A 25,333-nucleotide genomic window follows, 5' to 3' on the forward strand; every position below is an offset into this window, starting at 1 on the left:
TTTATCACTAAATCATTTATCAATAGTATCTTGTAATAAAACAACTGCTAATATTATTCATGATTAAACTTGAATATTCTATAATTAATTGAGGAAATATACCAAGAAACAACAACGATACCATTAGTACAATAAGTATCATTTGTTCACGAAAAGTCGCATTACTCAAACATTCAACATGAATACTAGAACCATAACAAATACGTTGTACCAAAAAAAGAAAACAAACGGAAATAAATACTAAACCAAAAGTAGCTATTATCGTAATATATGGTTTGATTTGAAAACAACCAAATAAAATACTCATTTCACCAACAAAATTACCAGTCCCTGGAAACCCAAGCATTGCAACGACAAAAAATAAAAATAACGCAGGAATAAAATTTAATTTTTCCCATAAACCACCCATCAAACGAATATCTCTAGTGTGTAAACGTTCATACAATTGGCCGCAAATAATAAACATTCCTGCAGAGGAAATACTATAAGATAATATTTGTATTATTATGCCCTGATAAGCTAATTGACTACCACTATAAATAGCTAATAACAAAAAACCCATATGAGAAATATTGGAATATGCAATAAACTTTTTTATATCATTTTGAGAAAAAGCCATCCAAGAACCATAAAAAATATTTATTATACCTAAACACATTGCAAACAGTGCAAAATGCTTTGAAGCATGTGGAAATAAAACAATATTAAAACGAAGTAATCCATACACTGATGTCTTTAACAAAATCCCAACTAAATCAACAGATCCGGCTGTTGGAACTTGGACGTGTACATCGGGTAACCAACCGTGTAACGGAACTACAGGCATTTTTATAGCAAATGCAAGAAAAAAACCGAGCATTAATAAAAATTCCATCTTTTGGGTCATTACAGTATGTAATAAATTCACATAACTAAAAGTCCATACACCATGTATATTATAATATGTTACTACTAGTCCAAAAATAGCTATCAACAAAACTAAGCCACTCATCTGTGAATAAATAAAAAATTTAGTTGCTGCTTCAATACAAAATTTAACACCTATATCTTTATGCCCCCAGAAAGATATTAAAAAATACATTGGTATTAATATAATTTCCCAAAAGAAAAAGAAAAGAAACAAATCCGCTGCAAGAAAAATACCAATACTACTACCCAAAATAAACAAAATATTTAAATAAAATAAACCTTGATGATTTTTTATTTCCTGCCATGAACAAAGCACAGAAAACACTCCAAGAAAGCCAGATAACAATATCATTAATAATGATAAATCATCTAATACTAAATGAAAATTAATTCCAAACCGTTTAATCCAAGAACAACAAAATTCTAATTTCCATCTTGAAAAACCATCAATCGGCGATGAAATATTTTGCAATTTATTACATAAAAGAAAAATAAAGAAAAAAAATATTCCAAGCCCAATTAAAGCCAACCAACGCGGAACAGATGTAGAAATTCGTTCACTCTGCCAGCATAATAATCCAGTAACAAAAGGAATAAAAATTAGACAAAATAAAAACATAACTTCTTTACACTTCTCATAAAACCTCAATAAATTAATTATCAATAAGACTACATTTTTATATTATAAAATATAAATTAAAGAAAAAATAACATTGCTATAACAATTAATGCACCCCAACTAGTCATTAATGCATACCATCGTACTTGACCATTTTCATTTAATACCAATAAACAACTTAAAAAACGTATCAAAATAATTACACTATTAATAATAATATTTAATGGATCTTGAGATAACAATCGTGTAATAAATAAATAAGATTTAACAAATAATTGTTTATATAACCAATTTAACAAATCAAAACAATAAAATAATGTTAAAAAAAACTTTGAAATCATTTCACGATACTTAATATACAACACATTATTTGGCAAAAACCATAAAATACCAGCTAAGCAAATACCTAATATTATTATTATACTTGATGCTAAATTCAAAAACAGATAACTATTAACATCAGAATGATTAATAGGTAACACACCAGATAAAGGTAATTTTATCCACGATCCTATAAACGTAGAAAATATCAACAATATTATTAAAGGAAAATTATGTCTAAAATCATAATTAGTACATACCTCTATCTTTTTTTTACCATGAAATATAAGAAAAATCATACGAAAAGTATATATTGAGGTTAAAAATGATCCAAGTAATCCTATAATCATAAAAATACCATGATTACTATATACAAATATAATACTATGTAATATCGCTTCCTTAGAATAAAAACCGGAAGTAATGATTGGAAAAGCAGATAAAGACAATCCACCGATTATAAAACATATATAAATTAATGGCATAGATTTATACAAACCCCCCATTTTAAAGATATTACGTTCATTACGACAAGCAACAATTAAAGAACCAGAAGCAAGAAACAATAAAGCTTTAAAAACAGCATGAGTCACCAAATGAAACATAGCAGCATACCAACCCTGTACACCAAGGGACAAAAACATATAACCAACTTGACTAATCGTAGAATATGCCAAAATTCGTTTAAGATCATTTTGAACTAAAGCAGATACACTGGATATAATTAAAGTTATAGAACCAATAACAGCAACAAATTCTAAAATATTAACAGATACCAAAAATAAAGCATGAGTACGAGAAATTAAATATACCCCGGAAGTTACCATAGTAGCAGCATGAATTAATGCTGATACAGGAGAAGGTGCAACCATAGCATCTGTCAACCATATTTGTAAAGGAAATTGTGCCGATTTACCTATCGAGCCACTCAGTAATAATAATACAGCCCAAGTAATACATAACGATGCTTCTTCTTTCTTTTGAAAAACTAACAAAGATAAATCGGAAAAATTCAATGTACCAAATTGATTATATAAAATAAACAATCCATATATCAGTAATATATCACTAATACGAGTTATTATAAAAGCTTTTAATGCTGCTAATCCATGTAAAACATTAGTATAATAAAATCCTATCAACAAATAACTACATAATCCTACACCTTCCCAGCCTAAGTACATCAATAACAAATTATCCGCAAGAACTAAAATTATCATATTCGCTACAAATAAATTCATATACGCAAAAAAACGAGAATATCCAGCATCACCTTGCATATACCAAGAAGCATATATATGTACCAAAAAACTGACACCTATAACTACAGAAAGCATTACTAAAGATAAACCATCTATCATAAACGACACAGGAATATGCAAATGATCTACAGAAATCCATACCCATAACGATTGCACATATTTATTCATACTAGTAACATGATTAAAATAATCAATAACAATATATACAGTTACCAATCCCGAAAAACCTATACTACCAATACCAATTATGGAAGAAATTTTTTCCTTCCATAAATTATTACAAAAAGATAAAGATAAAAACCCTAATAAAGGAAATAATACTGTCAAATAAATTAAATTCATCCATACATCTCACTAATTTTATCTACATCTAAAATTTGGTAATGACGGTACAAACGTAATACAACCGTTAAACAAATACTAGCCTTAATAGCAGATAAAGTAATTACCAAAATATACATAATATGCCCATCAACTTGATTCAAATATGTACTAACTACTACAAACGCAAATGCTGTAGCATTAATCATAATTTCTAATCCTAGTAAAATAAAAAACAAATTACGTCTAATTATTACTCCTGTTAATCCTATTATAAAAAGAAGACCTACTAAAATAAGTGCGTGAGATAATGGAATCATTACTTCTCCATAAAATTAAAAAATATTAAAATAATAAAAAAATTATTTATTAAATAAATTATTTATTATAAATTATTTATCTTGCCCTAAATGTAATACTACTATTAATCCACTTAATAATAACATTGACGCAATTTCTACTACTAAAAGATAAGGGCCAAACAAAAACAAACCAACATTTCTTGCATCAACTAAATACATATTAATATCATGACTTTTGATATTGCAAAAACTATATAGTAATAACATTAATAATAAGATAGAAGCAAAAATAGCACCCAAACTCATTATAGACCTCAAAACATTAAATTCATCCTTTATCTGAATATTATCAGTATTTAACATCATTATCAAAAATATAAAAAGTACCATAATGGCACCGGCATAAATTATAATCTCTAATGCACCAGCAAAATAAGCTCCCAAAGAAAAAAAACTACAAGAAATAGCTAACAATGAAATAACTAAATACAATAATGCATACAATGGATGAGCATGAATAATAACCTGTAATGTCGCTATAACCGCTACTATGCTAAAAAAATAAAAAACTAATTTCAAATTTATTGTTACTCCTTCTTTTCTCCTAAAATAATGAACAAAACTAAGGTAACAAACTTTTAACATCTACAGGAGAAGTCTCATGTTTACCTTCACCTTTCAATTTACCTTGAATAGCCATACCAGTAGTATGATAAAAATCATAACCACGATATTTACCAGGACCAGAAATTAAAAGATTTTTCTTTTCATAAACTAAATCCTGTCTCTCAAATTCACCCATTTCACAATCTGGTATAAGTTGAATAGCCATAGTAGGACAAGCTTCTTCACACATACCACAAAAAATGCAACGTGAAAAATTAATACGGAAAAACTCTGGATACCAACGACCTTGGTTATTTTCTGATTTTTTTAATGAAATACAACTAACTGGACAAGCTACTGAACATAAATTACAAGCTACACATCTTTCATTCCCATCAGAGTTACGAGTTAATACAATACGACCCCGAAATCTAGGTGACAAATGTAAAGGAACATCAGGATACATTATAGTTTCACGTTTATTAAATATATGTAATCCAGTACTCCAAATACTATGCAAAATGGTTAAAATACTCTTAAAAAAATCTTTAAATTTATAGAATTCAAACATTATATTTATCCATTCTATTTATTTATATACAAAATAATAAAAGCAGTGAATAATAAATTACACAATGTAAGCGGTAAACAAATCTTCCAAGCCATTTTCATAACCTGATCATAACGTGGACGAGGTAAAGATGCACGCACTAAAATAAATAATATTACAAAAAAAATAACCTTCAAAATAAACCAAAAAAATGGCGGCAACCACGGACCCAACCAACCACCAAAAAATAAAGTTACAACTAAAGCTGAAATATTAATTATACCAATATATTCACTAATAAAAAATAAACTAAACTTGATACCAGAATATTCAATATGATAACCACTAGCTAACTCTTGTTCTGCTTCTGGCTGATCAAATGGATGACGATGACAAATTGCAATTCCAGCTAAAAAAAAAGTAATAAACCCAAAAAATTGAGGTACAACATTCCATAAATCCGTTTGTTTATTAACAATAACATTCAAATGTAATGAACCAGATTGAGATACAACGCCCATTAAAGATAAGCCTAAAAAAATTTCATAGCTCAAAGTCTGTGCTGTAGCACGTATAGCACCTATCAAAGAATATTTATTGTTACTTGACCAGCCAGCTAATAGAACAGAATAAACTGTTAATCCAGACATCATTAAAAAAAAAAGTATACCAATATTAAAATCTGCAATAATCCAAGTAGAAGTCACAGGTATTATAATAATAATAACCAACAAAGACACAAAAGAAATCACAGGAGCAAGAACAAAAATAAATCTGTCAGCAAAAGGAGGAATCCAATCCTCTTTAAAAATTATTTTTATCAAGTCTGCTAATAATTGCAAAGATCCACCCCAACCTACTCTATTAGGACCATAACGATTCTGAAATAAACCTAATAGACGACGTTCGAAAAAACTTAAATATGCACCAGAAACAAATATTACTACCAAAGTAATAATAGATCTTTTAATCAATAAACAATTTTCAGTAACGCTTGATAATAAACAATTCATAATAAAATACCTTGCAATTGATTAACTTTCATTCCCAAAAAAGACATAGGAAAACCTGGAAAACCTAACGGTAAACCAAGACAACCCCGACTTAAAAAACTACTAAATTTGACAGGTAAACGTAATTCTTGACCAGAACAACAAAATGATAATAACATTTTATCACTAATACCAATATAATTAGCATCTTCTGTATTAAGCACTACACAAGGTAAAGGCATGCATTTTTGAATAAAAATTGAGCGTTGTGACATTTCTTCACTACCAAATAAATACCAATAAGGCACAATACACCAATTGTCATTTTTATTAAAAACATATTTTGAAGGAACTATATCAAACCAATTTAATTGTATATTACTAATACTCAAAAAACGAATACCATTACTAACGAAATGCGCATGACTATTTAATTCATTCTTAAATTTATTCCAAACTTGTGAAGAATTCCAACCAGGAGCCCACGCAAAAGCAACATGATTATAAGATAAACTACAATAATCAACATTACCTTCCATAGAAAAAGTAAACATAGAATCAACATCTTGCGGAACATAAGAATCATAATCATTAATACTCGCACCCATTACAGTGCGTCCACTACAACGATGTGAAGAACGAGCTAATTTTCGACCATGAACACGAAATGATGCAGAAGGAGCTACCTTTTTTATATCAGTAAATTGAGGCATCTCCTTAATTATAGCATCGAGTGCATGATCAAAACATAACCATTTTAGATTATCATTATTTAAGTAAGAAGAGCGAATCAAATTTAACCAACGCCAGCTTTCTAAAGCTATTACATCTCTATCATAAAAATCTGGTTGATAACATTTAAAAAACCTCTGTGCACGACATTCTTGATTAATTAATGTACCATTACTTTCCGCAAAAGTAGTTGACGGTAAAAATAAGTCAGCCTTTTTATGAAAAGAATAATGCTGATGATCTAATATGATTAATTTTTTGATTTTACCAAATGCTTGATCAACACTTTGCGATATAGCATAACGATAAGGATTATTTTCTAATAAAATAACGCAATCAATTAAACCATGTTGCATGTTATCAAGTGCATCATCTAAACTACCACATGTATCCATCATACCTAATCCAATACTATTAGCATCAGCTACGACAAAAGTAAGTCCAACATTTTTACCAATTTTTTTTAAAGATTTAGCAATATTAGCAGCAGCTGCAATTACGAAATCACTTCCAGCATTACTACCACTAATAATAAGCGGTTTATTAGATTTAATTAAAGCTCTCACTATCATATTCAGTTTTTTTTGTAATACAGGATCAAAATCATTAACTTTAGGAGCTGAATTATCTAAAGCATGAGCAATAGCAAAACCAAAACGTGCTTGTTCATCTATAGTAGCATAATATGTCCATGAAGAAATATCGTCTAATTGAGTACAATCAATATTTGTAATAAACAATGGATATTTAGCATTACAACCAACATTCATAACTGCAGAAGCATGCCACTCAGCAATTTTGTTAAATGATGCTATTGCCTTTGATTTTCTTTTTACAGCTTGGCGAACAGCCAAAGCAATTCGAGCAGCAGTGTGAGTTAAATCTTCCCCCAAAATTACAATAGCATCATAACTTTCTATCTCCTGTAAAGATGGAGTATACACACCACTACTATATAATATATTTAATATCAACTTTAATCTATTAAGTTCACCCTTATGCACACCAGCATAAAAATTATCCTGACCTACTAATTCCCTCAAAGCAAAATTACTTTCAATACTAGCACGAGAAGAGCCGATACCAATTATTGTAGAATGACCATTTTTTAAAAAATTTGTAGCAATCTTTACAGCTTTTTCTGCACTCAAAATAACCCAATTATCAACATTCTTTTTATATACAGGTTTTTTTGGCCGATTTTTAAGATTAACATAATCACAACCAAATCTACCGCGATCACATAAAAAATAACCATTTACAACACTATTATAACGATTTTCGATACGACACAATTCCCCATAACGTTCACCAATAATTATATTACAACCAACACTACATTGATGACAAACACTAGGAGAAAATTGTATATCCCATTTACGAGCATAATGATGTGACTGAGTTTTATCAGTAAATACACCTGTAGGACAAATTTCTATAAGATTACCAGAAAACTCATTTTCTAACATACCATCTTGTATTCGACCAAAATAAATTTGGTCATGTGTACCATAAACACCAAAATCCTTACCATCTGCATAATCTTTATAATAACGTACACAACGATAACAAGTTATACAACGATTCATCTCATGAGAAATAAAAGGTCCTAAATATTGATTATGATAAGTCCGTTTTTTAAAACGATAACGACGCGAATTCTGCCCCGCCATAACAGTCATATCTTGTAAGTGACAATTACCCCCTTCTTCACATATAGGACAGTCATGAGGGTGGTTAATCATAAGTAACTCTATTATATTACGTCTAAACCTTTTTATTTCTTCATCATACAGTGATACACACATACCATTTGATACTGGAGTCATACAAGACATTATTAATTTTCCTTGATGTACATCATTATTCACATAGTGTTTAATTGCACACTGACGACAAGCTCCAACACTACCAAGTACTGGATGCCAGCAAAAATATGGAATATTAAAGCCAAGAGAAAGGCAAACAGCTAATAAATTAGTTGATTCATCCATAATATCATAATTTTTCCCATCTATATTAATCACGCCCATAATTTATAACTCGAATAAAAAATTTTATAATTAATTTTTTAATAAATTTGATGTAACATCATAAAAAAATAATACTAAACAATTATAACGTACTTAATTGTAATAAAATAAATAGGCATCTACATAACTTTAAGTAAAGTTACTTTACTGCTTTTAAAAAATTATCTATACATCATCTGTATGACGCAACTTGATAATAAAATCACTTGAAATACCTTCTTCAAATTCTTCCATAAAATACTTCAATGCACTTTGTAAAGGCTCTATAGCACCAGGAGCATGAGCACAAAAAGTTTTTCCAGGGCCTAGAATAAAACATAATTCTTCAAGAATTTTAACATCTCCCGGGTGACCAGTTTTTTCTTCCAATGACATTAATAATTTAACTATCCAAGGTAAACCATCTCGACAAGGAGTGCACCATCCGCAAGACTCCCTAGCAAAAAACTCTTCCAAATTACGCACTAAAGATACCATACTCATCTCATGATCCACAACCATAGCAATAGCCGTACCTAAACGACTACCAGCTATACTCACTGTATCAAAATCCATATTAATATCTAAATGGTCATAAGTAAAAAACGCGGTACTTGCTCCTCCAGGCTGCCAGGCCTTTAAATGCAGGCCCGCGCACATACCGCCAGCATAATCCTCTAAAATTTCACGCGCAGAAGTACCAAAAGGTAATTCCCAAACACCTGGATTATTCACTCTACCGGAAAACCCCATTAATTTTGTACCAGTGTCTTGACTCTTTTTGGCAGAAATATTTTTGTACCAATTTATTCCATGTTCAACAATTGCAGGTAAATTACACAAAGTTTCCACATTATTAATACAAGTAGGTTTACCCCATAATCCTACAGTGGCAGGAAAAGGAGGTTTAGCACGTGGAATGGGTCGTTTACCTTCCAAAGAATTAATCAATGCAGTCTCTTCTCCACAAATATAACGACCGGCTCCAGTATGTAAATATATTTTAAAATTAAAACCACTACCAAGTATATTAGTTCCAATTAACCCAATATCGATAGCTTCTTGAATGGCACGTAATAAATATAAAGATACATTAACATATTCATAACGTAAAAAAATATAACTACAAACAGCTTGAATTGCATAGCCAGCAATTAATATACCTTCTATTAAAAGATGCGGTAATCTTTCCATAAGAAATCGATCTTTATAAGTACCAGGTTCCATTTCATCTGCATTACACAACAAATAACGAATATCACCCATTGTATACGCTGATGGCATCAAACTCCATTTAACACCAGTAAAAAAACCAGCACCGCCACGTCCCCTTAAACCAGAATTTTTAATTAACGCAACAACTTCATCATGCTGCATATATTTTAATATTTTGCGTATACTAACATAACCATTTTTACTCTGATATTCCTTTAACCATACTGGCTGATCGTCTTCACGCATTCTCCAAGTAAGAGGATGTGTTTCAGGAGTTCGTGGATAAATAAAATTCATTGATATTTTTCCAATATATAAAAAATAGATTCTGGAGTTAATTTTACATAGGTCTCATCATCTATCATCATTACAGGACTTTGATCACATTTTCCTAAACAACACGTGGGCAACAAAGTAAACTTACCATCGTCACTCGTTTCACCAATATTTATTTTTAATATTTTTTCTAAAATCATCTTTATTTTGTGATAACCCATAATATAACATACAACGCTATCACAAAAACGAATTATATGTTGACCAACCGGTTTACGGAAAATTTGATTATAAAATGTAGCTATTTCTTCTAAATCACACTGAGTAACATTTAAAGCTTGAGCAATGCTCCCAATAATGTTATCTGAAATCCAACCTCTCTTTCTTTGAACAATCTTTAACGCTTCTATCGCAGCAGCACGTGTGTTCTCACAATGAGATATTTCTCGTTGTATAGCACATAATTCCTCTTTACTTAAAAAAGATTTTTGAATCTTCATGTGTTTAATAGTAAACAATTAACGTTCATACAAAATCACTTCTAATATATAAATTAACGATCCACATCTGACATAACAAAATCAATACTACCTAGATATACAATTAAATCTGATATGACACTGCCACGAATTACTGAAGGAATTTGCTGTAAATGAGGAAAACTAGGCGTACGAATTCTTGTTCTGTAACTCATACTGCTACCATCACTTATTAAATAATAACTATTAATACCTTTAGTAGCTTCAACCATTTGAAAAGATTCATTAACTGGTATTATTGTTCCCCAAGAAACTTGTAAAAAATGTGTAATAAGCGTTTCAATATGTTGAAATACATGTTCTTTAACTGGGGGTGTAGTTAAAGGATGATCTGCTTTAAAAGGACCTGGAGGCATATTATCTAAGCATTGCTGTAAAATACGTAAACTTTGATATATTTCCTCTAATTTTAATATGACACGATTGTAACAATCACTTATACCATTACCTATAGGTATCTCAAAATCAAAATTATCATATCCAGAATAAGGACGATATTTTCGTACATCAAAATCAATTCCAGTAGCACGTAAACCTGCACCAGTAACTCCCCATCCTATTGCATCTTCAGCAAAATAAATACCTACATTTTGAGAACGATCGCGAAAAATTTTATTCTTCAACGCCACTCTCATATAGTAAGATAGTCGCTTTGGTAGCCAATCAAGACATTCCCGTAATAAATTATCCCAACCATTAGGTAAATCATTAGCTAAACCACCAATTCTAAACCAAGCAGGGTGCATTCTAAATCCAGTAATTAATTCAATAACATCATAAATTTTCTGACGATCAGTAAATGCTAAAAATACAGGAGTCATAGCACCAACATCTTGCAAGAAAGTACTAATATATAAAAGATGACTATTTATACGAAATAATTCCGATAGCATTATTCGAATAACATTAACGCGATCTGGAACAACAATTCCTGCCATTTTCTCTACAGCTAATATGTAAGGCATTTCATTAATACAACCACCCAAATACTCTATACGATCAGTATAAGGAATATAACTGTGCCAAGATTGACGTTCACCCATTTTTTCAGCACCTCGGTGATGAAAACCTATATCAGGAACACAATCTACAATTTCTTCTCCTTTCAATTGTAAAACAATGCGAAACACACCATGAACTGAAGGATGATTAGGCCCTAAATTAAGAAACATAAAATCTTCTTTTTTAGTATTTCTCTTCATACCCCATTCTTCAGGTTTAAAAAGCAATGACGACATTTCTATATTTTCTTTATCTTTATCTAATGTAAAAAGAGGGAATTCAGTAGCACGAGCAGGATAATCTTTACGTAATGGAAAACCCTTCCAAGTATTTGGCATAAGAATGTGAGTTAAATGAGGATGTCCTTTAAAAATGATTCCAAACATTTCCCAGACTTCGCGTTCATACCAGTTAGCATTAACAAATAAATGTGTAATTGTTGGTAAATATAATGAATTTTGCAACAATGGTACTTTAATCATTATATCTTTATTTTGATTAACAGAGATAAGATAATAAAAGATAGTAAAATCAGATTTAGGCAAGTTTTCTCGATAAATACGTAATCTCTCATCAATACCATGCAAATCGTACAACATAACATGTGGTTTAAATATATTTTTAAAAAACTCTACAACACTAATTAGAATGTCACGATTCACCCAAATAATCGGCGTTTCAGTACAAATATTTTGCAGTGTAAAACTATATTCCCCAAATCTTTTACTTAATTCATAAATTATGAAATTAATATAATTGTCCATGTTATAAATATTTAATAAAAAACATTTTCACTACATATACCCACTCAATCATTTATAATGATACTCAACAAAACAAAAATCTTACAAAGAAAACCTAATCAATAACAATCGCACTCATAATTAATCATCTATTCAATTAATTACCTTACTCTCTACCCTATATACCACCTAATATTTTTAAATATTATCAGGAGATTGTAAATTAATTACAGAAATACGTTCACTATGTTTTCTTTCACGTTCAGATTTTATATGCATACGATATACATTTTGTTTACCTATGACCCAAGATAACGGACGACGTTCACTTTTGATATATTTTTTTAAAAGTAGCAATGCTTGAATATAAGATTCCGGGCGAGGAGGACATCCAGGTACATAAATATCCACGGGTATAATTTTATCTACACCCTGCACCACTGAATAAATATCATACATTCCACCAGAGCTAGCACATGCCCCCATCGCAATTACCCACTTAGGTTCTAACATTTGATTATATAATTTTTTAATAACAGGAGCCATTTTAATAAATGGAGTGCCAGCTATAACCATTAAATCCGATTGTCTAGGAGAAGCTCTAATTACCTCAGAACCAAAACGAGCTACATCATGTACAGAAGTAAAAGCCGTCACCATTTCCACATAACAACAAGATAATCCAAAATTATAAGGCCATATTGAATTACTTCGTCCCCAATTAACTATTTTATGTAACAAATCCGCTAACTTACTAAAATAGACATTATTTTTAATATTTTCTTCTAAATTATTTATTTTAACACTTGATTTTTTAGAAAAATCAAAATCATCACTCTTTTTTGACGTTACACGTGTAATAGAATAATCCATAACTTACGGCACCTATTATTAATCTTCATAACATAGTTAAATATTAACAACAGAAGACAAAATATAAAATATTTATTTTTACTCGTCAATTATACTTTGTATATTTATGCTTTGTATATTTATATTAACTTAATATGTAAAAAATATATACATACAAAAAAACAATAATTTTTAGTTACCTAAACATGATAATGGGTGTTTTCTTACCCAATTAAAAATGCCAAAATTAAACAAATAAATTAAACTTACAAATAAAACAAAAATAAAAACAGTTGATTCAATAAAACCAAGCCATCCCGCTTCACGAACCACGGTAGACCATGCATAAAGATACAAACTTTCTGCATCAAAAATTACAAAAATTGCAGATATCAAATAAAACTGAACAGAAAAATTTAACCTAGCGCTTCCAACAGAAGCTATACCAGATTCAAAAGGTGTATCATCTTCACGCTGTAAAGATCGTTCACCTAATAAAAAACCAAAAAATAACATCACCAAACAAATACTGATTGAACCAATAAAAAAAATAACCCAACCCCAATTACTTTGCATAAAAAATACTCTCATTATAACACTTAAATTTTAATATGCATTGTATCTATCTGCACATATTTTTACAATATCAAAATACCTTCTTGCATATATATTAATATTGAAATACATTAATCATAATAATTTTTATCTAATTATATCTGTATAACAAATATAAAAAATTAACTACTTAATTTAAAAAATATTAATACCCAATTTATTATAATAAAACGAATAATTACAGATAAGAATAACAATGCTATCTATAATTTATACACAACAGAAAATTATAATTTATTTAAAAACTTATGTCATATAAAAATACAATTTTTATCAAAACATCCTAAATTTTAAATATATATAATTATTTTACTAATTTTTATAAATACTCACTACCTATTTTATTAGTGACATGTAATGATATAAAACTATAACAATATAAAACAAACCGATATCTATCTATAACAATCATGAACAAACGATAATCACTACAAATCATATACAATGAACATAATTATCATCTTAACATAAAAATAATATTATTCAATCATATAATAGTTGTCACAAAAACAACAACAAAACAAAATATATGCATATTGCATAACAAAAACATAACTATCAAAAATCTCATTCATTAAAATAATGTATTATACAATAATCATAAAATACAAAACTTTGATCCTTTAGCATCTTTCTATATGCTTAGAACATACCAATTTCAAGACTGGAGATACTGTATAAAACGAACCAAACACCAAAATACAATCTTCAACATCAGCATCCTCTATAACTTGATTCCATGCACTAACAACATCTTTAAACTGAAAAATCATATTACTATCAATCTTCATAGCCAACTCTTCCGCGCAAGCCCCTAAAGTAGTATCTATTGATGCACAATACCAAATATCTACTAAATGCAACAAATAACTTAATGTCTTAGTAATATTTTTATGTGATAACATACCTACAACCGCTCTTAATTTACCTGTGAAATGAACAGCAATTAAACGCTTGGCTAAGTATTTAGCTGCATGAGGATTATGAGCCACATCTAAAATTACAAGTGGTTGTCGATTAATAATCTGAAAACGACCCAATACAATTGTATTATTTAATCCTTGTTGTATTGCTTTTTGAGATATTGACAACGGTAAACATCTAATTGCAGCAATTGCAGTAGCTGCATTATTTAATGGAATATGAGGTAACAACAATGATTTTAATATATAATTATTCGTCCACCAATGCCAAGTTTTCTTTTCTACACGATACCACCAGTCACGTTCTTTAATAAAAAGTAAAGCATGACGTTGTGCAATGATATCTAAAATAACAGATTGTAACTTTTCACCAATTACTGCGGGCTTATTATAACGTAAAATACCGGATTTTTCTCTAGCTATGCTTCTAATATCTATCCCTAACAAGTCAGTATGATCGAGCGCTATGTTAGTGATTACAGAAACATCAGGATCGACAATATTAGTCGCATCTAAACGACCACCCAAACCAACCTCTAAAATTATTATTTCTAACTGTGATTGTTTAAACAAATATAATGCTGATAAAGTAGCAAATTCAAAATAACTTAAAGATATTGAACCACGCGCTTCTTCAATTAATGCCATAACTTCAATATGGATAATATCAGGCAATTCTTTTCCTTGAACACGAATTCTTTCAGTATAAGTTAATAAGTGAGGAGATGTATAAAGACCAACTCTGAAGCCACTGGAAAGTAAAATATTTTCTAATAAATAACAAGTTGTTCCTTTACCATTAGTTCCTCCTACAAGTATAATACTTCTTGTCGTTATATTACTACACAAAAGATTTAATCTCGTAGCTACAGTAAGTACTCTATCTAAATTCAAATCGATATTCTTATAATGCAAAGTACTAATATAATTTAGCCATTGTAACAATGATGATGTAGTATCTGGTAAAAAAAATTTTTTATTCATTATAATAAATCAAATACTATTTTATATAAAAATAACCATTCATTAGTCTTAATAATATTAACTTTAGTCATAAGGCTGGGGCTTATTTATTAATTTAGCTAACAATCCTGCAAGACGTAATCTTAATTCCGGGCGGCGAATAATTATATCGATTGCGCCTCTGTCTAATAAAAATTCACTGCGCTGAAATTTATCAGGCAATGTTTCACGTACCGTTTGTTCAATAATGCGTGGACCTGCAAACCCTATTAAAGCTTTAGGTTCAGCAATATTCACATCACCTAACATTGCTAAACTAGCGGATACCCCTCCCATAGTAGGATTTGTTAATACCGAAATATAAGGCAGACATTGATCACGTAGTTTAGCTAGAGCAGCACTAATCTTAGCCATCTGCATTAATGAAATTAATGCTTCTTGCATACGAGCACCTCCACTAGCAGAAAAACAAATTAAAGGACATTCACTATCTAATGCTTGACTAACAGCACACACAAACCGAGCACCTACTGCTGATGACATTGAACCACCAATAAAAAAAAATTCAAATGAAGTCACAACTACCTTCATACCATACAACGTTCCTTGCATAACAATTAAAGCTTCCCTCTCATTAGTAAGTTTTTGAGCAGAAAATAATCGATCTTTATACTTTTTTAAATCTTTAAATTTTAAAAAATCTTTTGATTCCAATTCTTTACCTATTTCACATACATTTTCTTTGTCAAGAAAAGACAATAATCTTGCCCTTGCAGATATATACATATGACAATCACATTTTGGACATACTTCTAAATTCTTTGTTAATTCTGCGCGATATAACACTTGTTTACAATTTTTACATTTTGTCCAAACTCCCTCAGGAATATTTGCTTTGCGTGTCAGTATAATATTTCTTTTCTTTAAAATACGTTCAATCCAACTCATAGTATCATTGCCTCATATAAAATATACACTTACATACTAATTTATAAAAAAATAATTATTTATAAAATAATCAATAATTTTTTATAAAAAAATAACAATTCCTTATAACTTACTATGTGTACTCAAGAAAAGCTAAATTAAAAAATACAATACTATAAACAACACAATTTACCAACGCGGCAATATCGCAATTAATAATTAATTATTAATAAGATAAATTAATTACACAAAATAGAACTTTATTCCATAAACGAAATGGTTGTATCTTTTTCCAAAGGAAAATTAAACATCGTGGCATATTTAACAGAAAATAAATACAAACCGTCTGGCGGTGCAATAATTGTGCTCAATAATGATCGATCGCGTGTATATAATAATTCAGCAATCCAATTTACAGGTCGATGACCAAAACCAACCTCCATCAAACTCCCTACTATCTTTCGTACCATATGATGCATAAAAGCATTCGCTTCAATGTCTATTATAATATATTTCTTTTTTTTCAATATATATAAATGATACAAATTACGCAAAGAAGAACGAGATTGACAATGCATACTACGAAACGAATTAAAATCATTTTCTCCTAATAAACATTGTGCAGATGTAAACATTTTATCGACATCTAAAAATTTTTGACAATGAGTAACTTTTTTATGCAAAATTGCAGGTCGAATATCATGATTATAAATAATGTAATAATAACGCCTTGACAATGCACTAAACCTGGCATGAAAATCTTGATTTACTATAGCACTCCAATGCACAACAATATTTGATGGCAAATAACTATTAACTCCTAACGTCCAAGCAGACTTTGGACGACATGACGTTGTTTCAAAGTGTACAACTTGTCCTACTGCATGCACTTTTGCATCAGTTCGTCCAGCACAAACGACTACTATTTTTTCTGAAGCTATTTGAGATAAAGCTTCCTCTAAACTTTGTTGCACACTAGGTAAACATGGTTGACGTTGCCAACCATGGTAATTAGAGCCATCATATTCGATACATAAAACTATCTTAATTGCCACAAGAAAATTTTTCCCATATCGAACACAACGTCGTTCTCAAAAATAACATAAACATCTAATTATTAACTCACCTGTATTTAAAAATACAAAAAAAATACCCTTTAATAATAAGCATCTTTATTTAAAATAATATTTTCCAAAACCTAATTTCATTAATATATACATATCAGTAGTAATATTAGTGCGTACATTTAATGAAGACCATTCTCAACAAGAAAAATAAAATTTACGAAAATATTCAAACCGACCTATTTCCCCTGCAATACATCGTAATAAAACGTCATCATAATAAATATTATATATAGAATGCACAAACCATACAAAACTTTTGCATCCAACTTATTATGTAATTGCATATGATACATTTTTTTAAGATTTAAAAAATTTAAATTATTTTGTTTTTAATGAAAAAATTAATACAAGCATTAAATATTCGTTGTGCAGTATTAATTTTCCCCTCGATACTAGCACCGGCTATATGAGAGGTGCCAATATCCACATAAGTTAATAACGCTAACGATATTAATAGTTCACCTTTCCAAACATCTAAAACTACATTTATCTTTTTACCTTTTCGTCATGCTTGTAATAATATATTATTGTTAACCACCCCACCACGACAAGTGTTAATTAAAATACGATTACTTAGCAAAGCAGATAATAATTCATTATTTATCATATGCCAAGTAGAATAAGTCTCGCTATATTTTAAAGGAACATGAAAATAATATATCTGCTTCCATTACTAATCTCTCTAGTGATTACCAATTTTCATTCACTCCGGATTCCTGTAACAGAAAATCACACAATAATGTCTCTATACCAAATAATTTCAAAAATTTATAAAGAAGTTCACCAATATTACCCAAACCAATTATACCAATAATTTTGTCACGTAAAAAAAAATATGCCGCTTTGCCAACAGAAATAATGCAGAAAAACATACTCAACCACTGATCTTGCATTACAACCAGAAACGTTAACAAATGCAATACCAGATTTTACTAAATAACTTTGATCAAGATGGATCCATATCAGAAGCAGCAGAACCAACAAATTTCACATTAGTACCATGAAGTAAACTATAATCTACTTAAGTCACTGAACGTACTATCACAATATCAACAGATTTTAATTTATGAATTGGAATATTATAACCATCTACAAGAAAAATAATAAAAACCCAATTGAGTAAAGATATGCCTAATATATAACAAATTTTTATCAATTAAAATTTTCATTATCTTTTCTGTTACTAAAGATCATCATTAAACATTTAAATAATCAAATAATTTTATTAATTTTGCTATAGAACATAAAACAAAATACATAAAACATAAAAAAATTCTCTTTGAAAAATTATGTCTCAAAAAAACATACATGTATTTTATTTACACGAATAAACAATATTATCCCTAATAAATAATTCAATAACATACAATATTAAAAAACAAACAATACTAAGAACCAGTTTCTTATCTAACAATATAAAATATGTAAAAACATAAATATGCAAAACAATTTTTACAATAATAAATTCACATTTTAAACAACAAACACAATTTCGACATAATTTTTTAAACATTAATTTATAAAAAAATCAATTAAATGACTAAAATTTACGCATAACCAAAGTCACATTAGTCCCACCAAAACCAAAACTATTCGTCATAACTGTGTGTAATGTGCACGAAGTAGGGGCAGTAACAATTTGCATATCTTTCGCCTGAATATCCAATTCATCTATATTAATACTAGGAGCAATAAATCCATATTCCAACATTAACAAAGTAAAAATCACCTCATGTACTCCAGCTGCACCTAAAGAATGACCAGTCATAGACTTAGTAGATGAAATAGCAGGTAATTCTCCTTTAGAAAAAGTTTTACGAACAGCCCACAGTTCTTTTATATCTCCTATTTGTGTCGACGTACCATGAGTATTAAGATAATCAATAGAAGAATTTATACCTTTTAATGCCATTTTCATACATCTAACAGCTCCTTCTCCAGATGGAGCCACCATGTCTAATCCATCTGAAGTTGCACCATAACCAATAATTTCTGCATAAATATAAGCACCTCTATTTAATGCATGTTCTAATTCCTCAATAACAATAATTCCTCCACCTCCAGCAATAACAAAACCATCACGATTAACATCGTAAGTACGTGATGCTTTTTCTGGTACATTATTATATTTAGTAGATAATGCACCCATAGCATCAAATTCACAAGCCATCTCCCAACACAATTCCTCTCCACCTCCAGCAAATATAATAACTTGTTTACCAAACTGAATTAACTCCACAGCATTACCAATGCAATGAGCGGAAGTGGAACATGCTGAACTGATGGAATAACTAACACCTCTAATCTTAAAAGAAGTTGCTAAACATGCTGATATACCAGATGCCATAGCTTTAGTTACCATATAAGGACCGACTCCTCGTAAACCGCGAGAACGCATACCATCTGAACCTAATACTTGATTACGCGGAGAACCACCACCAGAGCCAACAATAAGACCAATATCATCATTAACAATATCATCACGAGTTAGTCCAGAATCACCTATTGCTTGTTCCATAGATAAATAAGCATAAATAGATGCATCACTCATAAAACGCATAAACTTTCTATCAATTAACCCTGACGTATCAAGCTTTATATTTCCCCACACTTGACTACGCATACCAGAATCTTTTAGTTCTTGAGAAAAAGTGATTCCAGATCGACCTTGTTGTAAAGAAGTTAAAACTTCTTCTTTATTATTACCTATACTTGACAAGATACCCAAACCAGTAATCACTGCTCGTTTCATTTCACAATGCCTTTTAATTTAAAGAATCTAATTTAACAAAATCCTATAAATTTTACAATAAACTATCTTTTTTTGATATACTTTGTTTTTAACATTATAAAAAACATAGTAGTATACTATACAATAAATTAATATTTAAATCAAAACATATAATATTGCACACAACATCTACCTTTCGATTATAGAATTTATTAATATTAAAATTTCACTATATTAATAGAGCGTACATAACAAAAACTGAACATGAAATATTTCATGAAAAAATGAAATATGGTAAATATTTAATCAGAATATAACAAACTTCAAAAATCTAAATAAATCTTTTAATATTATTTTAGTGATAACTTTACCAATTTTTGTCATTTTTAAAACATATACCAGTCAACACAAAATACAATTAACATGTCAAATACCAAAACGTCGCATAATATCAAACAACAAGTAAAAATATATAAATTTACCAAAATTAAAAACAACAACATAAACATACAAAAAAATGTATTACGTGATATAACAAACTTATCTACAATAGTAGATTTACTACGTTGGACTGTAAGTCAATTTAATAATTCAACGATTGTTTATGGACACGGCACTGATAATGCGTGGGATGAAGCATTAAATTTAATTTTACCCACTTTAAATTTACCTATTAATGTGCCACCAGAAATATACCAATCTCATTTAACACAAAAAGAAAAAATAAGATTAGTCAAAAAAATCATACAACGCATTAAAACACGTATTCCGGTACCCTACTTAACCAATCAATCCTGGTTCTGTAAATTAAAATTCTACATAGATAGACGTGTTTTTATACCTAGATCTCCAATAGGAGAAATTATTAATAATAATTTTTGTAATCTATTACCTCATCAACCTTCTCATGTTTTAGATTTGTGTACAGGAAGTGGATGCATTGCTATCGCAATTGCTACTGTTTATCCCAAAATAAAAGTTGATGCAGTAGATATCTCTAAAAAAGCACTACAAATAGCAGAAATAAATATTCAAATACATAACATGCAAAAACGAGTAATCCCTATATATTCAAACTTATTCAATGACATACCAAAAATAAAATATGACCTTATTATCACTAATCCACCTTATGTAAAAAGAAATGAGATTAATTATTTACCAAAAGAATTTCGAATTGAACCTCTCTTATCTTTAACAGGAGGATGCGACGGATTACAAATAATCCGTCGCATCCTCACCGATTCTTCAAAATATCTTAACAAAAATGGAGTATTAATTTGCGAAGTAGGTAAAAATAAAGAACAGTTAAAAAAATTATATCCACACATTCCATTCTACTGGATACCTTTGAAGAATGGTGGTGAAGGTGTCTTTTTACTTACTAAAAAACAATTAAATAATCATAATATTGAATGATAAATAAAAAAATTTTGTTAAAATAAATATTAATCTTGATAATCAAAAACATCTAAATACATTTTTAACAAATAAAATTTAAGGATATAAAATGGCTGGAAATAGCATTGGTCAATTTTTCCGAGTTACGACCTTTGGTGAATCACATGGAACAGCTTTAGGCGCTATTATTGATGGAGTTCCACCAGGAATTACTTTAAAAAACGAAGACCTACAACATGAACTAAATAAAAGACGTCCAGGTTTTTCCCGTTATACAACCAAAAGAGTTGAACCAGATGAAGTTCAAATATTATCAGGAGTATTTAATAATATCACAACGGGCACTAGCATAGGTTTACTAATTAAAAATATAGATCATCGTTCGCAGGATTATAATATAATTAAAAATCTTTATCGACCTGGTCATGCTGATTATAGCTATGAAAAAAAATATGGTCACAGAGATTATCGTGGAGGTGGACGTGCATCAGCTCGTGAAACAACAATGCGAGTAGCTGCTGGAGCTATTGCAAAAAAATATCTTACTGAAAAATTTAATACAAAAATACGCGGATTTTTATCTCAAATGGGTAATATTGTTTGTAAATTACATGATTGGGAACACATTCAACAAAATCAATTCTTTTGTCCAGATCCTACACAATTAGATGCATTAAATACATTAATACGTCAATTAAGAAAAAACGGGAACTCAATAGGAGCTAAAATTACTATTATAGCAGAAAATATACCTGCAGGATTAGGAGAGCCAGTATTTGATAAACTTGATGCTGACTTAGCCCATGCATTAATGAGTATAAATGCGGTAAAAGGAGTAGAAATTGGAGATGGTTTTTCAGTAATTAGTAAATTTGGTAACGAAAATCGTGACGAAATTAGCCCTAGTGGTTTTTTAAGCAATCATGCTGGCGGTATTCTTGGTGGTATCAGTACGGGACAACCAATAATCTTGCATTTGGCATTTAAACCAACTTCTAGTATTACAATACCTGGAAAAACTATTACCAGTTCCAACCAACCCGCAACAATAATAACACAAGGTCGGCATGATCCATGTGTCGGTATCCGTGCAGTACCTATTGCAGAAGCAATGACAGCTATTGTCTTAATGGACCATCTATTACGACAACAAGCTCAATGTGGAAAATTAAAATAATACACAAACACACAAAATATAATCAAAATTAAAATACGCCTATAAATAAAATATAACAGCATAAATTAATATAATTACTCAATGTTATCTATCACTTAATAAAAAACAAATAAAATCTAAAATTTTTATTATTTATAATATTAATACACAATAATATTCATTTAACTATAATTAAATTGTATACGTAATTGTATAATATATATCATATTTTTAAAACATAAAAAACAACTAAAACAATTATATAATATTAATTATATCTTTATATTCTTGATATTTCTCAATATTTATATGATATATTGTATTAATCACAAAACCCTGTAATAACAATTCGAATATACTTATTATAAATGCATTAATATTACAAAATATCAAAAAAATAATTATTATTATTACAATATTGTATATCATACACAATTATCTAATAGAAATAAATTGTACGACGCCATGTATTTGTTAATATATTTTTTTAAAATATGAACAATTTCGTATATAATTGAATATTAATATATATTCATAAAAATACTTTTAAAAATTTAATTGCTAAACAACACAACTTAATAAAAAATATTAATATTCTAAAATTATAATCATTAATATATAATATGTCTTCGTAGTTAAAATGGATATAACAAGCTCCTCCTAAGAGCTAATTACAGGTTCAATTCCTGTCGAAGACAAAATATTTAAACAAATTAAATAAAACATATAAAATTAAAAAAATGTTAAATAATTAGCTAAATATATTCCTTATAACAAAAGAATCAACAATAAATGAATACTATTTTGAAATATTAAATAACCCATTATAATATTTGATAATCTATAATAGTCCCAATTAACAAATAAATATTTAAGATAACAACTATAATTGTAATTGACCAGCCCAAAACTTTAATAAATGAAGAATTAACCATATCATCCATTAAACGAACATTACCAGTAAATATTAATAATGGCACTAATGCTAACGCAATTCCAAAACTAAGCAATACCTGACTAGTAACCAAAATATGAGTTGGATTAATACCAAATAAAATTACCATAAATGAAGGCAACATAGTAATAACACGACGTAATAATAACGGTATGTTAAAATGCACGAAACCTTGCATAACAACTTGTCCAGCCATAGTCCCCACTACTGTTGAAGATAAACCGGCTGCAGCTAAACTTAATCCAAAAACTGTAGCAGCAGTATGGTTTAATAAGGGAGATAAAGTAAGATAAGCGTCATCTAAATCGGTAATACCAGTATGCCCGCTAAAATGAAACACAGCTGCTGCAGTAGCCATCATAGATAAATTGACAAATCCAGCAATTGTCATTGCTACTGCTACATCTAATTTTGTAGAAGAATAACGATTAGCACGAGTCTCATTTAGGTAATTATTTTGAGTCAGAGAAGAATGTAAATAAATAACATGTGGCATAATGGTAGCACCCAATACTCCAGCTGCAAGAAATATTGCATCACCATTAGGTAATATTGGCAACAACATACCTTTGCCCAAAATTTTCAATTCGGGTTGAGAATAACATAATTCCACTACATAAGAAAATGCTACAAATAATAACAATCCTCCAACAATTAATTCTAAAAATCTTATTCTATTACTTTGTAACATTAAAATTAAAAAAGTAATAAATCCTGTTAACAATGCACCTTGTAATAAAGAAACATCAAATAATATTTTAAAACCTATAGCAGCACCAATAAATTCTGCTAAATCAGTCGCCATAGCGATAATTTCTGCCTGTATCCAATATATCCACACCGCTGGTTTTGGAAAATGATCACGAATATGCTCTGCTAAATTTTTACCAGTAGCAATTCCCAATTTAGCAGATAATAACTGAATAAGCATGGCCATCAAATTAGCCCACACTACAACCCATAACAACTGATAACCAAAACTAGCACCTGCCTGAATATTTGTAGCAAAATTACCTGGATCAATATAACCTATTGCAGCTATAAAAGCCGGACCAAGCAATGTAAATTTAATTTTACTTACAGAATGATCCTTAATAGGATTAACATTCTTATTATTAAACATATATATGACCTTCATATAAAAGAATGCAATCAATATGTTCTTTAAATTTATAGCAATAACAATTTTAGTAAAAATTTTACTATAAACAAAGAACTCCTTTAAAAATACTCTACGTGTTTAAAAACAATTTTCATTTATTATATAATTTATATATAACTA

21 protein-coding genes and 1 pseudogene are annotated in these 25,333 nt (G+C 29.3%); 2 read left to right on the top strand and 20 right to left on the bottom strand.

Annotated elements, in window-relative coordinates:
* Positions 1-19: 19 nt before the first annotated feature.
* From nuoM to fabB, 19 genes and pseudogenes are all read right to left on the bottom strand, one after another.
* Positions 20-1,528, bottom strand: a complete 1,509-nt coding sequence (gene nuoM / locus BOBLI757_RS02435; protein ID WP_046305154.1) for an NADH-quinone oxidoreductase subunit M — start codon at positions 1,526-1,528, stop codon at positions 20-22.
* A gap of 77 nt (positions 1,529-1,605) precedes the next feature.
* On the bottom strand, positions 1,606-3,453 hold the full coding sequence (gene nuoL / locus BOBLI757_RS02440) for an NADH-quinone oxidoreductase subunit L (protein ID WP_046305156.1): 1,848 nt from the start codon (positions 3,451-3,453) through the stop codon (positions 1,606-1,608).
* Positions 3,450-3,752 (bottom strand): NADH-quinone oxidoreductase subunit NuoK, encoded by a 303-nt coding sequence (gene nuoK / locus BOBLI757_RS02445; protein ID WP_046305157.1) that lies wholly within the window; start codon positions 3,750-3,752, stop codon positions 3,450-3,452. The genes nuoL and nuoK overlap by 4 nt, the downstream gene beginning before the upstream one ends.
* Positions 3,753-3,830: 78 nt before the next feature.
* A pseudogene (gene nuoJ / locus BOBLI757_RS02450) lies at positions 3,831-4,379 on the bottom strand (NADH-quinone oxidoreductase subunit J); the annotation flags it as partial.
* Positions 4,357-4,911 carry an NADH-quinone oxidoreductase subunit NuoI gene (gene nuoI, locus BOBLI757_RS02455; protein ID WP_046305158.1) on the bottom strand — a complete coding sequence of 185 codons (555 nt, stop codon included), beginning with the start codon at positions 4,909-4,911 and terminating at the stop codon, positions 4,357-4,359. The pseudogene nuoJ and the gene nuoI, both read right to left, overlap by 23 nt.
* Positions 4,912-4,925: 14 nt before the next feature.
* Positions 4,926-5,903 carry an NADH-quinone oxidoreductase subunit NuoH gene (gene nuoH / locus BOBLI757_RS02460; protein ID WP_046305159.1) on the bottom strand — a complete coding sequence of 326 codons (978 nt, stop codon included), beginning with the start codon at positions 5,901-5,903 and terminating at the stop codon, positions 4,926-4,928.
* The gene (gene nuoG / locus BOBLI757_RS02465; protein ID WP_046305160.1) at positions 5,900-8,647 is read right to left on the bottom strand and encodes an NADH-quinone oxidoreductase subunit NuoG; all 2,748 of its coding nucleotides are present in this window, start codon (positions 8,645-8,647) and stop codon (positions 5,900-5,902) included. Before nuoG ends, nuoH begins: the two co-directional genes overlap by 4 nt.
* 165 nt (positions 8,648-8,812) lie before the next feature.
* Entirely contained in the window at positions 8,813-10,138 is a 1,326-nt protein-coding gene (gene nuoF / locus BOBLI757_RS02470; protein ID WP_046305161.1) for an NADH-quinone oxidoreductase subunit NuoF, read from the bottom strand.
* Complete coding sequence (nuoE, locus tag BOBLI757_RS02475; protein WP_046305162.1) at positions 10,135-10,617, bottom strand: NADH-quinone oxidoreductase subunit NuoE; 483 nt, start codon at positions 10,615-10,617, stop codon at positions 10,135-10,137. Before nuoE ends, nuoF begins: the two co-directional genes overlap by 4 nt.
* 53 nt (positions 10,618-10,670) lie before the next feature.
* The gene (nuoC, locus tag BOBLI757_RS02480; RefSeq protein WP_046305163.1) at positions 10,671-12,422 is read right to left on the bottom strand and encodes an NADH-quinone oxidoreductase subunit C/D; all 1,752 of its coding nucleotides are present in this window, start codon (positions 12,420-12,422) and stop codon (positions 10,671-10,673) included.
* 177 nt (positions 12,423-12,599) lie between these two features.
* Entirely contained in the window at positions 12,600-13,274 is a 675-nt protein-coding gene (locus tag BOBLI757_RS02485; RefSeq protein WP_046305164.1) for a NuoB/complex I 20 kDa subunit family protein, read from the bottom strand.
* A 171-nt stretch (positions 13,275-13,445) separates the two neighbouring features.
* Complete coding sequence (ndhC, locus tag BOBLI757_RS02490) at positions 13,446-13,844, bottom strand: NADH-quinone oxidoreductase subunit A (protein ID WP_046305166.1); 399 nt, start codon at positions 13,842-13,844, stop codon at positions 13,446-13,448.
* A 647-nt stretch (positions 13,845-14,491) separates the two neighbouring features.
* Positions 14,492-15,775: a bifunctional tetrahydrofolate synthase/dihydrofolate synthase gene (gene folC / locus BOBLI757_RS02495; protein ID WP_046305169.1), complete on the bottom strand. Its 1,284-nt coding sequence runs from the start codon at positions 15,773-15,775 to the stop codon at positions 14,492-14,494.
* Positions 15,776-15,838: 63 nt separating this feature from the next.
* The gene (gene accD / locus BOBLI757_RS02500; RefSeq protein WP_046305171.1) at positions 15,839-16,702 is read right to left on the bottom strand and encodes an acetyl-CoA carboxylase, carboxyltransferase subunit beta; all 864 of its coding nucleotides are present in this window, start codon (positions 16,700-16,702) and stop codon (positions 15,839-15,841) included.
* A gap of 239 nt (positions 16,703-16,941) precedes the next feature.
* On the bottom strand, positions 16,942-17,736 hold the full coding sequence (gene truA / locus BOBLI757_RS02505) for a tRNA pseudouridine(38-40) synthase TruA (protein ID WP_046305172.1): 795 nt from the start codon (positions 17,734-17,736) through the stop codon (positions 16,942-16,944).
* A 577-nt stretch (positions 17,737-18,313) separates the two neighbouring features.
* Positions 18,314-18,415 carry an NAD(P)-dependent oxidoreductase gene (locus BOBLI757_RS03375; RefSeq protein ID WP_275040023.1) on the bottom strand — a complete coding sequence of 34 codons (102 nt, stop codon included), beginning with the start codon at positions 18,413-18,415 and terminating at the stop codon, positions 18,314-18,316.
* An 82-nt stretch (positions 18,416-18,497) separates the two neighbouring features.
* Positions 18,498-18,701 carry a hypothetical protein gene (locus BOBLI757_RS03365; RefSeq protein ID WP_052712351.1) on the bottom strand — a complete coding sequence of 68 codons (204 nt, stop codon included), beginning with the start codon at positions 18,699-18,701 and terminating at the stop codon, positions 18,498-18,500.
* Between the two features lie 128 nt (positions 18,702-18,829).
* Complete coding sequence (locus tag BOBLI757_RS03380; protein ID WP_275040024.1) at positions 18,830-18,964, bottom strand: hypothetical protein; 135 nt, start codon at positions 18,962-18,964, stop codon at positions 18,830-18,832.
* Between the two features lie 384 nt (positions 18,965-19,348).
* Positions 19,349-20,560 carry a beta-ketoacyl-ACP synthase I gene (fabB, locus tag BOBLI757_RS02515; RefSeq protein WP_046305174.1) on the bottom strand — a complete coding sequence of 404 codons (1,212 nt, stop codon included), beginning with the start codon at positions 20,558-20,560 and terminating at the stop codon, positions 19,349-19,351.
* A gap of 402 nt (positions 20,561-20,962) precedes the next feature.
* Here fabB and prmB point away from each other — a divergent pair, with 402 nt between their 5' ends.
* The gene (gene prmB, locus BOBLI757_RS02520) at positions 20,963-21,958 is read left to right on the top strand and encodes a 50S ribosomal protein L3 N(5)-glutamine methyltransferase (RefSeq protein WP_144406194.1); all 996 of its coding nucleotides are present in this window, start codon (positions 20,963-20,965) and stop codon (positions 21,956-21,958) included.
* A gap of 91 nt (positions 21,959-22,049) precedes the next feature.
* The gene (gene aroC / locus BOBLI757_RS02525) at positions 22,050-23,117 is read left to right on the top strand and encodes a chorismate synthase (protein WP_046305176.1); all 1,068 of its coding nucleotides are present in this window, start codon (positions 22,050-22,052) and stop codon (positions 23,115-23,117) included.
* 803 nt (positions 23,118-23,920) lie between these two features.
* Here aroC and BOBLI757_RS02530 read toward each other — a convergent pair.
* Positions 23,921-25,174, bottom strand: coding sequence for an Nramp family divalent metal transporter (locus tag BOBLI757_RS02530; RefSeq protein WP_046305465.1), 1,254 nt, complete (start codon positions 25,172-25,174; stop codon positions 23,921-23,923).
* Between the last annotated feature and the right edge of the window lie 159 nt (positions 25,175-25,333).

This window comes from Blochmannia endosymbiont of Camponotus (Colobopsis) obliquus, assembly GCF_000973545.1.
Classification (GTDB): Bacteria; Pseudomonadota; Gammaproteobacteria; order Enterobacterales; family Enterobacteriaceae; genus Blochmanniella.